This window comes from Bradyrhizobium guangzhouense, from assembly GCF_004114955.1.
Lineage (GTDB): Bacteria > Pseudomonadota > Alphaproteobacteria > Rhizobiales > Xanthobacteraceae > Bradyrhizobium > Bradyrhizobium guangzhouense.
On record NZ_CP030053.1, the window covers coordinates 985,565 to 998,040 of the forward strand.

13 protein-coding genes and 1 other RNA gene are annotated in these 12,476 nt (G+C 65.1%); 8 read left to right on the forward strand and 6 right to left on the reverse strand.

Features of this window, described 5'->3' with window-relative positions; translation table 11 throughout:
• Positions 1-88: 88 nt before the first annotated feature.
• A complete protein-coding gene (locus XH91_RS04780) occupies positions 89-955 on the reverse strand; it encodes a transporter substrate-binding domain-containing protein (RefSeq protein ID WP_128949512.1) in 867 nt (288 codons plus the stop codon).
• Between the two features lie 183 nt (positions 956-1,138).
• Here XH91_RS04780 and ffs point away from each other — a divergent pair.
• From ffs to XH91_RS04805, 5 genes are all read left to right on the forward strand, one after another.
• Positions 1,139-1,235, forward strand: an RNA gene (gene ffs, locus XH91_RS04785) — signal recognition particle sRNA small type.
• 94 nt (positions 1,236-1,329) lie between these two features.
• On the forward strand, positions 1,330-3,171 hold the full coding sequence (locus tag XH91_RS04790) for a DNA polymerase III subunit gamma/tau (protein WP_128949513.1): 1,842 nt from the start codon (positions 1,330-1,332) through the stop codon (positions 3,169-3,171).
• Positions 3,172-3,272: 101 nt separating this feature from the next.
• Complete coding sequence (locus XH91_RS04795; protein WP_128949514.1) at positions 3,273-3,593, forward strand: YbaB/EbfC family nucleoid-associated protein; 321 nt, start codon at positions 3,273-3,275, stop codon at positions 3,591-3,593.
• Between the two features lies 1 nt (position 3,594).
• Positions 3,595-4,197 carry a recombination mediator RecR gene (recR, locus tag XH91_RS04800; protein ID WP_027561562.1) on the forward strand — a complete coding sequence of 201 codons (603 nt, stop codon included), beginning with the start codon at positions 3,595-3,597 and terminating at the stop codon, positions 4,195-4,197.
• A 25-nt stretch (positions 4,198-4,222) separates the two neighbouring features.
• On the forward strand, positions 4,223-4,660 hold the full coding sequence (locus XH91_RS04805; RefSeq protein ID WP_128949515.1) for a hypothetical protein: 438 nt from the start codon (positions 4,223-4,225) through the stop codon (positions 4,658-4,660).
• A gap of 142 nt (positions 4,661-4,802) precedes the next feature.
• Here the strand turns inward: XH91_RS04805 and XH91_RS04810 are convergent, their stop codons facing one another.
• From XH91_RS04810 to XH91_RS04820, 3 genes are all read right to left on the reverse strand, one after another.
• On the reverse strand, positions 4,803-6,167 hold the full coding sequence (locus XH91_RS04810; protein ID WP_128949516.1) for an AmpG family muropeptide MFS transporter: 1,365 nt from the start codon (positions 6,165-6,167) through the stop codon (positions 4,803-4,805).
• An 86-nt stretch (positions 6,168-6,253) separates the two neighbouring features.
• Complete coding sequence (locus tag XH91_RS04815; protein WP_128949517.1) at positions 6,254-6,556, reverse strand: GIY-YIG nuclease family protein; 303 nt, start codon at positions 6,554-6,556, stop codon at positions 6,254-6,256.
• 88 nt (positions 6,557-6,644) lie between these two features.
• Positions 6,645-7,844, reverse strand: coding sequence for a DNA recombination protein RmuC (locus XH91_RS04820; protein WP_128949518.1), 1,200 nt, complete (start codon positions 7,842-7,844; stop codon positions 6,645-6,647).
• A gap of 169 nt (positions 7,845-8,013) precedes the next feature.
• On the opposite strand from XH91_RS04820, the gene def reads away from it, so the two are divergent.
• From def to truA, 3 genes are all read left to right on the forward strand, one after another.
• The gene (gene def / locus XH91_RS04825) at positions 8,014-8,538 is read left to right on the forward strand and encodes a peptide deformylase (protein ID WP_128949519.1); all 525 of its coding nucleotides are present in this window, start codon (positions 8,014-8,016) and stop codon (positions 8,536-8,538) included.
• Between the two features lie 122 nt (positions 8,539-8,660).
• Complete coding sequence (gene fmt, locus XH91_RS04830) at positions 8,661-9,584, forward strand: methionyl-tRNA formyltransferase (RefSeq protein ID WP_128949520.1); 924 nt, start codon at positions 8,661-8,663, stop codon at positions 9,582-9,584.
• 120 nt (positions 9,585-9,704) lie between these two features.
• Entirely contained in the window at positions 9,705-10,442 is a 738-nt protein-coding gene (gene truA / locus XH91_RS04835) for a tRNA pseudouridine(38-40) synthase TruA (RefSeq protein WP_164934287.1), read from the forward strand.
• A gap of 142 nt (positions 10,443-10,584) precedes the next feature.
• Here truA and dapE read toward each other — a convergent pair whose 3' ends face one another.
• Both dapE and XH91_RS04845 read right to left on the reverse strand, forming a co-directional pair.
• Positions 10,585-11,751, reverse strand: coding sequence for a succinyl-diaminopimelate desuccinylase (gene dapE, locus XH91_RS04840; protein ID WP_128949522.1), 1,167 nt, complete (start codon positions 11,749-11,751; stop codon positions 10,585-10,587).
• Positions 11,748-12,341, reverse strand: a complete 594-nt coding sequence (locus XH91_RS04845) for a DUF805 domain-containing protein (RefSeq protein WP_128949523.1) — start codon at positions 12,339-12,341, stop codon at positions 11,748-11,750. The genes dapE and XH91_RS04845 overlap by 4 nt, the downstream gene beginning before the upstream one ends.
• Positions 12,342-12,476 lie beyond the last annotated feature (135 nt).

Below are 12,476 nucleotides of genomic sequence, written 5' to 3' on the forward strand. Positions count from 1 at the left end.
TCATTCCGGGGCGCCCGAAGGGCGAACCCGGAATCTCGAGATTCCGGGTTCGATGCTGCGCATCGCCCCGGAATGACAGTGGGAAAGCTTACAGCGAAACGCCCGGCGGAATGTCCGCCTCCGTCACGCCCACCAGTTCCATGTTGGTGATGATGGCGTTGCGGATGAAGCCGAGGCCCTTGTTGAAGTCGATCCAGGTGTTGACGTAGTCGCGCCAGGTCTTGTCGTTCTCGCGGCGGAAGCCGGCATTCGACGTGGTCGCGAAGATCGGGGTCGGCAGCACGAACTGGCCGAGCGAAGGGTTCTTCTTCAGCACGGTCAGCGACAGCATGGTGATCAGGCACTGCGCGTCGACGCGGCCGGTCTGCAGCGCGGCGGTGGCATCGTCGGCGGTCTTCAGCCGCGAGATCTGCGCCTTCGGCGTCAGGCGGCTGACGACCTGGTCGTGCGAGGAGCCCTGGTCGACCGCGATCTTGATGTCGGGCGAGTTCAGCTCGGCCCAGCTCTTCGGCTTGAAGTCCTTCTTGCAGAGAATGCCGAAGGCGTTGTTGAAAACAGGGATCGAGAAGTCGATCACCAGCGCGCGCTTCGGCGTCGGGTTCAGGCCGAAGAAGATGTCGATCTTGTTGGATTGGAGATCCAGCACCGAATTGCCCCAGGTGGTCTCGGTGATCTCGAGCTCGGCCTCCATGTCGTCGGCCAGGGCCTTGGCGATGTCGATGTAGAAGCCCTTCCATTGACCGCTGGAGAGGTCCTTCATGTAATAGGGCGCGCCGCCGCCGACTGCGCCGATCCGCATCTTCTTGGTGCGGCGGATGCGGGCGAAGGTCGATTCGTTGGGATCGGCCGCCTGGGCTGCGGCCGGAGAGGCCAGCGCGCCGGCGGCTGCCGCGCCGATGGCGCCAAGTCCGGCACCAAGTCCGACAATCGATGCAACATCACGACGTGTAACCATTGGGATCAATCGCTTTTCTGGTTAGGTGGAGTTCCGGCAGCGTTCTTACCAAGGCGGCCTTGGTAGCGAAAGCACAGCCTATCGGCTGGGCAGGTCAGGAATTGCCCGGATGCTGGGCAAGATCAAGTGGGCCAATGTGATACCCGCTTGCTTTCCCGCTCCTTTGGCCCCAAATAGGGATCGGGAGATTGGCGGTGGACGAGCCACTCGCCAACCGGGTCAGGTCCGGAAGGAAGCAGCCCTAACGAGGTCCGGATCGGGTCGCTCGTCAGTCTCCTACCTGTTTTTTCGAGCGAATTGCGCTGGCGGGTCTCCCGCTGGCGCGCTCCTGTCCGCAAAAGCCAGCCGAGAGACATTCCATTGCGGATTGACCGATGACCGACGCTGGCGCCCCTCCACCTCCTGATAGCGCCGGCCCGGCCGGCAACGCGCCTTACCGGGTGCTGGCGCGGAAATACCGCCCCTCGAGCTTCGACGATCTGATCGGCCAGGAGGCCGTGGTCCGCACGGTCTCCAACGCGTTCGAGACCGGGCGGATTCCGCAGGCCTGGATCCTCACCGGCGTCCGCGGCGTCGGCAAGACCACCACCGCGCGCATTCTTGCCCGTGCACTCAACTACGAGATGCCGGATGGCTCGGTGAAGGGCCCGACCATCCACATGCCGACCCTTGGCGTGCATTGCCAGGCGATCATGGAAAGCCGGCACATGGACGTGCTGGAGATGGACGCGGCCTCGCACACCGGCGTCGATGACGTCCGCCAGATCAACGACAGCGTGCGCTATGCGCCGGCCAGCGCCCGCTACAAGGTCTACATCATCGACGAAGTCCACATGCTGTCGACGGCGGCGTTCAACGCCTTCCTGAAGACGCTGGAGGAGCCGCCGGAGCACGCCAAATTCGTGTTCGCGACGACCGAGATCCGCAAGGTCCCGGTCACGGTGCTGTCGCGCTGCCAGCGCTTTGACCTGCGCCGCGTCGAGGCCGACGTGCTGATGAAGCACCTCGCCAACATCGCCGCGAAGGAGAGCGTCGAGATCGAGCCCGAGGCGCTCGGCATCATCGCGCGCGCGGCGGAAGGCTCGGTGCGCGATTCGCTGTCGCTGCTCGATCAGGCGATTGCGCATGCGGCGGGGCAGGTGAAGGCCGATGCCGTCAGGCAGATGCTGGGCCTCGCCGATCGCACCCGAGTCATCGATCTGTTCGAATCGCTGGCGCGCGGCGACATCGCGGCCGCGTTCAAGGAGTTCCGCGATCAGTACGATGTCGGCGCCGATCCGATCGTCGTGCTGTCTGATCTGGCCGAATTCGTCAATTTCGTCACCCGCGTGAAGATCGTGCCCGTTACGGCCGACAACGTCGCTTATGGCGAGACCGAGCGCGTGCGTGCGCGCGATTTCGCCTCGAAGATCTCGATGCGCGTGCTGTCGCGGATGTGGCAGATGCTGCTCAAGGGCATCACCGAGGTGCAGGGCGCGACGCGTCCCGCCGCGGCCGCCGAAATGGTGCTGGTGCGCATCGCCTATGTCGCCGACCTGCCGACGCCGGACGAAGCGATCCGGATGCTGGAGCAGAACGGCGGCGGCTCGCCGGTCGTGGGCGGCGGCGCTGGAGCGCGTGGGAACGCGCCGTCCGCACCGATGGCCTCTGCCGTATCCGCGACCTCCGCGGCGCCGGTTCGCATGCCGACCTCGTCGCCGACTGCATTCGGTGGCGGCGCCCGGCCGCAGATGGCGGCGCCAGCACCGGATCCGCAAGGCGCGGCGCCCCAGTTGCGCATCACGAGCTTCATGCAGCTCGTCGCGCTTGCCAGTCAGAAGCGCGACGTCATGACCAAGGCCGCGCTCGAAGGCGACATGCGCCTTGTTCGGTTCGAGGAAGGCCGGCTCGAAATCGCGCTCGAGCCGAACGCCTCCAAGACCATGATCACCGAGCTCGCGAAAAAGTTCGAGATGTGGACCGGCCGGCGCTGGACCATCATCGTTTCCAACGAGCAGGGCCAGGCGACGCTGCGCTCGATGAACCAGGCCGCCAAGCAGGAACATGCCCGCACCGCCGAGGCCGATCCGCGCGTGCAGGAGGTGCTGTCGCGCTTCCCCGGTGCGAAGGTCGTCGAGGTCCGCAGGCTTGCCCCCGAGACGCCGGAATCCAATGGTAACGCCGACTACGGCTCTGACGATCCGCCCGACGGTTCCGACGCCGACGACGATCTCTAGAGCATGATCCGGAAATGTGTGTCGCGGTTTTCCGACGGGATCATGCTCAAACAAAATGCTAAAGCGCGTTTAACCGCGCTTCTTTCCAAGGACGAAAACCCATGGCTGATTTTCTCGGCATGATGAAGCAGGCGGCCCAGCTGCAATCCAAGATGCAGGAGATGCAGGAGCAACTCGGCAATGTGGAGGTCGAGGGCATCTCCGGTGGCGGTCTCGTCGCCGTGCGCATGACTGCGAAGATGGACGTCAAGGGCGTCAAGATCGATCCCTCGCTGATGAAGCCGGAAGAGCGCGAGGTGCTGGAAGACCTGCTCGTCACCGCGCTCGGTGATGCCCGCCGCAAGGCCGAGACCGCGATGCAGGAGAAGATGCAGTCGCTCACGGGCGGGCTCGGCCTGCCGCCGGGGCTGTTCGGCCAGTAACATGGGCGCGGTTGCAGGTCCCGAAATCGAGCGGCTGGTCCAGCTTCTCGCGCGGCTGCCGGGTTTGGGCCCGCGCTCCGCGCGGCGCGCGGCGCTGCATCTGATCAAGAAGCGCGAAGCGCTGATGATGCCGTTGTCGTCGGCCTTGCAGGTCGCGCTGGACAAGGTCCAGGTCTGCAAGACCTGCGGCAACATCGACACGCAAAATCCCTGCACGGTCTGCACCGATCCGAAGCGCGATCCCGCCATCATCGTCGTCGTCGCGGATGTCGCCGATCTCTGGGCGCTGGAGCGGGCCAACGCGACGCAAGGCCGCTATCACGTGCTGGGCGCGACCCTGTCGCCGCTCGACGGCGTCGGCCCGCAGGACCTCACCATCGACGCGCTGGTCGCGCGCGCGCACGCGGCCGAGGTGCACGAGATCATTCTTGCGCTGAATGCGACGGTCGACGGCCAGACCACGGCGCATTACATCACCGACCTGCTTCAGGACGCCAACGTCAAGGTCACCCGGCTGGCCCATGGTGTGCCCGTCGGCGGCGAGCTTGATTATCTCGATGAGGGCACGCTATCGGCTGCCATGCGACAGCGGACCCTGTTCTAGCCACAGACCCCACGGAACGGACGACATGACGAAACGATTCGCCACACGATCGGCTTTGGCCGCGACGATGCTGCTGCTGGTGACGCCGGCCATCGCCGCCGCCCAGGAGGACGATGGGGCGCCGCCGCCGTCGAAGCCCGGCAAGCCGATCAGCGCCGGCGAAGTGCTGTCGGGCGAGCTCAACGCCATGAAGATCCGCGACGTCAAGAACGCCGGCAAGCGGGTTGCGATGTACCAGATCACCTCCGAGCCGCGCCGCCTGCCGGCGCCGAACGGGCTGTGCGATCTCGAGACCGGACCTGAGACGTTCCAGCTCGTCACCTCCAGCGACGCGCAGGCCTCGCAGCTGAAGTCGTTCGTCGGCAAGGAGATCTCGGTCAAGGTCGACGAGATCGCCTGCGCCAGCGATCCCGGCCAGATGAGCGAGGCCGTGGTGACGAAGTGGAGTTTGGTGAAGAAGTAAGGGGGGAGCGCGACGCTTTCGCGGCGTTTTCGGTGTCATCGCCCGCGAAGGCGGGCGATCCAGTACGCCGCGGCCTCGCGGACAATCACGACTGCCTCGGAGTACTGGATGCCCCGCCTTCGCGGGGCATGACAGCCGGGCCTTAAACCCGCACCGGCCCCAACGCCTCGAAATGCCCGCGCTTCTGTAACCAGGTCAGCAGCACCAGGCTCGGAATTGCCACCAGAACGCAGATCACGAAGAACAGCGCCCAGCCGGTGCTGTCGGCCACGAAGCCGGCCCCTGACGACAGATAGGTCCGCCCCACCGCGGCGAGCGCGGTGAGCAGCGCATATTGCGTCGCCGTGTGCAGCGGGTTCTGGCACAGCGCGGAGAGATAGGCGACGAAGATCACGGTGCCGACGGCGCTGGTGAAATTCTCGGCGCAGATGGCGAGCGCCAGCGCCCATTGATTGGTGCCGACCACGGCGAGCCAGGAGAAGGTCAAATTGGCCAGCGCCTGCGCCACGCCGCCGATCCACAGCGATGTCGCCAGCGAATAGCGCCGCGCAACAAAACCGCCGGCAAAGCCGCCGATCAGCGTCGCGGCAAGGCCGACGCCCTTCACGATCGCAGCATAGTCGTTGCGGGTGAAGCCGAGGTCGATCACGAACGGCGCCGTCATGGTGCCGGAGAACGCGTCGGTGAACTTGAACAGCACCACGAAGGCGAGCGCCGCGATCGCATCCTTGCGCGACAGGAATTCCGAGAAGGCGCCGATCGCCGCGTGCAGCACGCGCGTGAATGCGGTCTCTTCGTGCGTTGCAGCTTCGGCCCTTTCCGATTGCTCGGGCTCGGTCGCGGCGAGCGCCGTGATCGTTCCGATCAGCACCATCGCCGCCATCACCACATAGCCCCACATCCAGGCGGAGGTGCGGGTGATGCCGGTGCTCTCGAAGCCGGAGACGATGAACAGCGCGCCCGCGGTCGAGACCAGCATGCCGATGCGGTAGGCCGCGACGTAAGCCGCCATGCCGGCCGCCTGCTCGCTCTCGGGCAGGCTCTCGACGCGGAAGGCGTCGACCACGATGTCCTGCGTCGACGACGTCGCCGCCACCAGGAGCGCGCCGAGCGCGACGTAGAACGGCGAGCGCGCCGGATCGGTCATCGCCAGCAGCAGGATCGCGACGATCAGCAGCAGCTGCGAAAACAGCAGCCAGCCGCGCCGTCGCCCGAAGGCGCGCGTGAACAGCGGCACATGCAGCGCATCCACCAGCGGCGCCCACAGGAATTTCAGCGTGTAGGGCGTTCCGACCAGCGCAAACAGCCCGATGGTCTTGAGGTCGACGCCGGCTTCGCGCATCCACACCAGCAGCGTCGAGCCCGACAGCGCCAGCGGCAGGCCGGAGGAGAAGCCGAGGAACAGCACGATCAGCACCCGCGGTTGCAGGTACACGGCGAGGCTGTCGCGCCAGGAGGTCGGAGCGGCATCAGAGCCGGCGGGCGAAGTCACGTCGGGTGCGGTCATGGGGAGGTGTTAGCAGATTCTGGGCGTCACAAGTGAGCTGTCGTCGCCCGGCTTGACCGGGCGACCCAGTATTCCAGAGGCCGCAATTATGGAGGACCTGCAATCTCAGCATAAAGATCGTTCCAATCAGGATTGTCTTTCTCGATCAGCGCGATCTTCCAGTCGCGCTTCCACTTCTTCAGCCGCTTCTCCCGTTTGATCGCGTTTTCGGGGTCATTAAATTGCTCGAAATAGACGAGCTTCACGACGCCATATTCTTTCGTGAAGCTCTCGACCAACTGCAATTTGTGTTCAGCCACGCGGCGGATGAGATCATTCGTCACGCCAATGTAGAGCGTGCCGCCGATCTTGCTGGCGAGAATGTAGACGTAGTAGGAGCGTGCGCCCATCTTCCGTCTCTGGGATACTGGATCGCCCGGTCAAGCCGGGCGACGACACCGATATTGGAGCAGCAGATTATTGCATCGCGGGCAGAATCTACTCCCCCGCCTGGAGCTTCCTCGGAAACAGCTCGCCCGCACCGGTCGCTACCAGCCTTGGGCCCTCGGGCGCGTCCGTCTTGCTGAAATCCAGCTCCTCGATCCTGCCGGCGCGCTTCTCGATCTTGTCGGCGGAGATCAGGATCTGGCGGACGTCCTCGTTGGCGTCGGCAAAGTGCTTCTGCAATTTCAGCACGCGGTCGCGCAGACGGCCCAGATCGTCACCGAGCTTGATCACTTCGGTCTGGATCTGGTCGGCGGCATCGCGCATGCGCGCGTCCTTCATGATCTGCTGCATCACCTGGATGGCGAGCATCAGGAGCGAGGGCGACACCAGCACGACGCGGGCGCGATAGGCCTTCTGGATCACGTCGTCGAAGCCGTCATGGATCTCGGCGTAGACCGATTCCGACGGCACGAACATCAGCGCCATCTCCTGGGTCTCGCCGGTGACGAGATATTTTTCCGCGATGTCGCTGACATGCTTCATCACGTCGCCGCGCAGCCGTTGCGTGGCGAGGCGCTTCTCCTCGTCGGTGCGGGCATCGTGCAGCGCGGTCATCGCCTCCAGCGGGAATTTCGCGTCGATGCAGAGCGGGCGCTGGTCGGGCAGGAAGACCACGCAGTCGGGCCGTTTTCCGGTCGAGAGCGTGAACTGGAATTCGTAGGAACCCTTCGGCAGGCCGTCCTGGACGATCGCCTCCATCCGCGCCTGGCCGAAGGCCCCGCGCGACTGCTTGTTGGCGAGCACGTCGCGCAAGGTCGTGACCTGGGTGGTGAGGTCGGTGAGGTTCTTGTGCGCGCTGTCGATGATGCCGAGGCGCTCGTGCAGCGCGCGCAGGCTCTCCATGGTGTTGCGGGTCGAATGTTCCATGGACTGGCCGACCCGGTGGGTCACCGAATCCAGCCGCTCGTTGACCGCCCGCGCCATCTCGGCCTGGCGGCCGGCCAGCGTCTGGGTCATGGCATCGACCCGGCCGGAAGCTTCGCTCTGCGCATGCAGCACCTGGGCGAGGCGCTCTTCCAGCTCGTCGGCCCGGATCGCACTCGCCATCGCGAGTTCCGCGCCGCGCCGCCCCGAGCGCGCGATCACGACGGCAATCACGACGAGCAGGATAAGGACGAGGGCGCCGAAGCCGATCAGCGCATCGATTCCGCGCACCGGCCAGTCGCCCAGCATGATAATGATCTCGTTCATGTTGCCCTTCTAGCCGATTCGCAGGCCTGAGCGAACGAAGAGAGAACGATGGGGCTAACGGCCCCCTCATTTTTATGGTTAACGAAAGCTGAAGTTTTATGGTTAGCAGAACGTTAACGCGTTCCCGGCCGCATTGACCCGATGTCGCGCGCGGCTTAAATCGCCCGCCATGGCCCTCAGAGAAATCATCATCCTGCCCGACAAGCAGTTGCGTCTGGTCTCCAAGCCGATCGAGAAGGTCACGCCGGAGATCCGCAAGCTTGCCGACGACATGTTCGAAACCATGTACGACGCGCCCGGCATTGGCCTCGCAGCGATCCAGATCGCGCAGCCGCTGCGGCTGATCACCATGGACCTCGCCAAGCCCAACCAGGACGGCGAGACCAAGCCGGAGCCGCGCGTCTTCATCAATCCGGAGATCGTCGCCTCGTCCGAGGAGCTGTCCGTCTACGAGGAAGGCTGCCTTTCGATCCCCGAATATTACGAGGAGGTCGAACGCCCGGCGAAGGTGCGCGTGCGCTTCACCGATCTCGACGGCAAGGTGCACGAGGAGGATGCCGAAGGCCTCTACGCCACCTGCATCCAGCACGAGATCGACCATCTCAACGGCGTGTTGTTCGTCGACTATCTGTCGAAGCTCAAGCGCGACCGCGTCATCAAGAAGTTCGAGAAAGCCGCCAAGCGCGCGGAGTAAGGCCCTCCGTCGTTCCGGGGCGATGCGCAGCATCGAACCCGGAACCTCGAGATTCCGGGTTCGGTTGTTCGAGCCGCCCCGGAATGACCGTCAGTGGATTGCGTCGTTCGCAGGTTTTTCTCATGCCCCTCCGCCTGATCTTCATGGGCACGCCCGATTTCTCCGTGCCGACGCTGCTCGAGCTGGTCGCGCATGGTCACGAGATCGTGGCCGTCTACACCCGCGCGCCGAAGCCGGGCGGGCGGCGTGGCCTGCAATTGCAGCCAACGCCGGTTGAAGAGGCCGCGCGAAAACTCGGCGTGCCCGTGCTGACGCCGAAGACGTTGAAAACGCCGGAAGCGCTGGATGAGTTTCGCGCATTCGATGCCGATGCCGCCGTCGTCGTCGCCTATGGCATGATCCTGCCGCAGGCGATCCTCGATGCGCCGAAGCTCGGCTGCTACAATTTGCATGCCTCCCTGCTGCCGCGCTGGCGCGGCGCGGCGCCCATCAACCGCGCGATCATGGCGGGTGATGCCGAGAGCGGCGTGATGGTGATGAAGATGGATGTCGGCCTGGACACCGGCGACGTCGCCATGGCCGAGCGGCTACCGATCACCGACAACATGACCGCGGTCGACCTGCACGATCGCCTCTCCCGCCTCGGCGCCGATTTGATGGTGCGCGCGATGGCCGCGCTCGACCGCGGCGGGCTCCAGCTCAGGAAGCAGAGCGAGGACGGCGTCACCTACGCGGCCAAGATCGACAAGGCCGAGGCGCGGATCGACTGGAGCAAGCCCGCGCATGCGGTGCTGCGCCATATCCACGGCCTGTCGCCGTTCCCCGGCGCCTGGGCCGAGTTCGAGAACGCGCGCGTGAAAATCCTGCGCTGCGAGCTTGCGAGGGGCTCGGGTGCGCCGGGCGCGGTGCTCGACGAGCAGCTCACCATCGCCTGCGGCGAGGGCGCAATTCGCATCCTCGAGCTTCAGCGCGAGGGCAAGGGCCGAATGCAGGCCGCGGACTTCCTGCGCGGCGTGCCCGTGAGGGCCGGCGCCAAATTCAACTGACGCTGTCATACCCCGCGAAGGCGGGGTATCCAGTACGCCGAGGCTTCTCGGTCGAACGGATAGGCTGCGGAGTACTGGATCGCCTGCTCAAGGCGGGCGATGACAGCGAAACTGGAAAAGATGCCCCGCTACAAGCTCACCATCGAATATGACGGCGCGCCGTTCTTCGGCTGGCAGATCCAGGACACGCTGCCTTCGGTGCAGGGCGCGCTGGAAGCGGCGGTGAAGGCGATGACCGGCGTCGATTTGCGCGTGCATGGGGCCGGCCGCACCGATGCCGGCGTGCACGCGCGCGGCCAGGTGGCGCATGTCGATGTCGAGAAGCAGTTTCCGCCCGGCCGTTTCCGCGACGGGTTGAACGCGCATCTGCGTCCGCATCCGATCGCGGTGCTCGAGGCCGAAATCGTCCCTGACACGTTCGAGGCACGCTTTTCGGCCATCAAGCGCCACTACCGCTACCGCGTCATCAACACCCGCGCCAATCTCGCGCTCGACGTCGGCCACGCCTGGCGCGTGCCGCGCCGGCTCGACAGCGACGCGATGCATGCGGCCGCCCAGCGCCTGCTCGGCAAGCACGATTTCACGACGTTTCGCGATACCGAGTGCCAGGCGAAATCGCCGGAGAAGACGCTCGACCAGCTCGACGTCACGCGCGACGGTCGCGAGATCATCATCGTCACCTCGGCGCGTTCGTTCCTGCACAGCCAGGTGCGTTCGATGGTGGGTTCGCTGGTCTGGGTCGGCGAAGGCCGCTGGACCGCGGACGATCTCTCCGCAGCGCTCGCCGCCCGCAACCGCGCGGCGTGCGGCATCGTCGCGCCGCCGGAGGGGCTGTATCTGATGAAGGTGGATTATTGAGGCGCTCGCCGCTGTCATGCCCGGCTTGACCGGGGCATCCAGTACGCTGAGGCCTCTCGATTCCATCACTGCCGTCTCGGAGTACTGGATCGCCCGATCAAGTCGGGCGATGACAGCGGAGCAAGAGCGAGGCGACAACGAGCTACCCAAAATACCGCGTCAGTATCCCGCGATAGACCTGCGTCAGCTTCTCCAGATCCACCACCGGCACGCGCTCATTCACCTGGTGCATGGTCTGGCCGACCAGTCCGAACTCGATCACCGGGCAATAGCTCGAGATGAAGCGCGCGTCCGACGTGCCGCCTGATGTCGACAGCTCCGGCTTGCGGCCCGTCACTTCCTCGATGGCGGAGACGGCGAGATCGGTGAACGGACCGGGCTTGGTGACGAACACGTTGGAGTTCGACGGCTCCCAGACGATGCGGGCCTTGATGCGGTTGCCACAGGCTTTGGCGAGACGCGTCTCGACCAGTTCGCGCAAGGATGCCTGTGTATGATTGTCGTTGTAGCGGATGTTGAACCGGGCGCGGGCCTCGCCGGGGATGACGTTGAAAGCCTTGTTGCCGACGTCGACCGAGACGAATTCGAGATTGGAGGCCTGGAACTGCGCGCTGCCATGGTCGAGCGGCTCGTCCGAGATCGCAACGATCAGGCGCGAGATGTCAGGTACCGGATTGGAGGCGCGGTGCGGATAGGCGACATGGCCCTGCACGCCGTCGACGACGAGCGTGCCGGACTGCGAGCCCCGGCGCCCGACCTTGATGGTGTCGCCGAGCGTCTCGACATTGGAGGGCTCGCCCAGCACGCAATGATCGAATTTCTCGCCGCGCTCGGCGGCCCATTTCAACAGCTTGATGGTGCCGTTGATGGAGACGTCTTCCTCGTCGCCGGTGATCAGGAACGAGATCGACCCTTTACCATCCGTACGCGCCTTGCCGCCGTTCGCGGCGAGATGCTCCAGCACGGCTGCGACCGAGCAGGCGATGCCGCCCTTCATGTCGACCGCGCCGCGGCCGTGCAGGAAACCGTCCTTGACCTCGCCGGAGAACGCGCCGACGCTCCAGGCGCTCTCGTCGCCTGCTGGCACCACGTCGGTGTGGCCGGCGAAGGTAATGTGCGGGCCTTCGGTGCCGATCCGCGCATAGAGATTGTCGACGTCGGCGGTGCCGTCCTCGCTGAAGGTCACGCGGTGGCAGGTGAAACCGGCTGCATCAAGCGCTTTCTCGAGCACGCCGAGCGCGCCGGCGTCTTCAGGAGTGACTGAGGGGCAGCGGATGAGGTCGCGGGCAATGGAGAGAGCATCGGTCATGCCTCCGGCTTAACACGCCATCGCGGCGGCGGGCCAGCCTTCTGCGGGGACATTTCGAGCTCCCCCTGCTGATCCCAACCCGGCTTACCTGCAGGCGAGACGTAGAGCGGATCGGCGCCGAAGCGGTTGGTCTTTCTCGAGCCGCGGAAGAACAGCAGTTCAATCCCGCCCCAGGTCGCGAGCACGAACGAGATCAGGGCCAGCATGAAGCCGAGGTAGTCGTTGCCGATCCGGTCCATGAACTGGTTGATGAGCCCGGGGAGGACGAAAAAGGGCAGCGCCCACCAGGCGCTCTTGTCGCGGTCATGCAACCGCTTGACGGACGTTGCGGCGAACACCCATGCGAACAGAGGTGTGCCGATCAGCTTGGCCAGGGCCAGCGGAAGGTCGGCGCGCGACAGCGTGCGATAGGTGTCCGGATCGACGGCCTTGAAGATGTCGTTGACCGAAAAACCGAACGAGCGGGCGCCGAGCGCCACCACGATCGCGGCCATGAAGATCATCCAGCAAACGATGATGAGCCCGGCCAGCCAATATTTGGCGCGGTTGATGCGGCCGTCGAAGCCGAAGAGATACCAGGTCCAGTCCATGCGAAAGGCTCCGGGCGGTGATGCCGTCCAGAGATTGGTCGCGATGGAGGGGGAGGGGGTTCGATGAGGCTATCCGTCCCGTCACTCCCGCGCGAAGACTTCGCCGTTGCGCGGGAAGTGACGGTGAGGGATCGA

Excerpts from the sequence above, each read along its gene's own strand:
- XH91_RS04780 (WP_128949512.1), bottom strand. The coding sequence starts at position 955 with ATGGTTACACGTCGTGATGTTGCATCGATTGTCGGACTTGGTGCCGGA.
- XH91_RS04790 (WP_128949513.1), top strand. The coding sequence starts at position 1,330 with ATGACCGACGCTGGCGCCCCTCCACCTCCTGATAGCGCCGGCCCGGCC.
- XH91_RS04795 (WP_128949514.1), top strand. The coding sequence starts at position 3,273 with ATGGCTGATTTTCTCGGCATGATGAAGCAGGCGGCCCAGCTGCAATCC.
- recR (WP_027561562.1), top strand. The coding sequence starts at position 3,595 with ATGGGCGCGGTTGCAGGTCCCGAAATCGAGCGGCTGGTCCAGCTTCTC.
- XH91_RS04805 (WP_128949515.1), top strand. The coding sequence starts at position 4,223 with ATGACGAAACGATTCGCCACACGATCGGCTTTGGCCGCGACGATGCTG.
- XH91_RS04810 (WP_128949516.1), bottom strand. The coding sequence starts at position 6,167 with ATGACCGCACCCGACGTGACTTCGCCCGCCGGCTCTGATGCCGCTCCG.
- XH91_RS04815 (WP_128949517.1), bottom strand. The coding sequence starts at position 6,556 with ATGGGCGCACGCTCCTACTACGTCTACATTCTCGCCAGCAAGATCGGC.
- XH91_RS04820 (WP_128949518.1), bottom strand. The coding sequence starts at position 7,844 with ATGAACGAGATCATTATCATGCTGGGCGACTGGCCGGTGCGCGGAATC.
- def (WP_128949519.1), top strand. The coding sequence starts at position 8,014 with ATGGCCCTCAGAGAAATCATCATCCTGCCCGACAAGCAGTTGCGTCTG.
- fmt (WP_128949520.1), top strand. The coding sequence starts at position 8,661 with ATGCCCCTCCGCCTGATCTTCATGGGCACGCCCGATTTCTCCGTGCCG.
- truA (WP_164934287.1), top strand. The coding sequence starts at position 9,705 with ATGCCCCGCTACAAGCTCACCATCGAATATGACGGCGCGCCGTTCTTC.
- dapE (WP_128949522.1), bottom strand. The coding sequence starts at position 11,751 with ATGACCGATGCTCTCTCCATTGCCCGCGACCTCATCCGCTGCCCCTCA.
- XH91_RS04845 (WP_128949523.1), bottom strand. The coding sequence starts at position 12,341 with ATGGACTGGACCTGGTATCTCTTCGGCTTCGACGGCCGCATCAACCGC.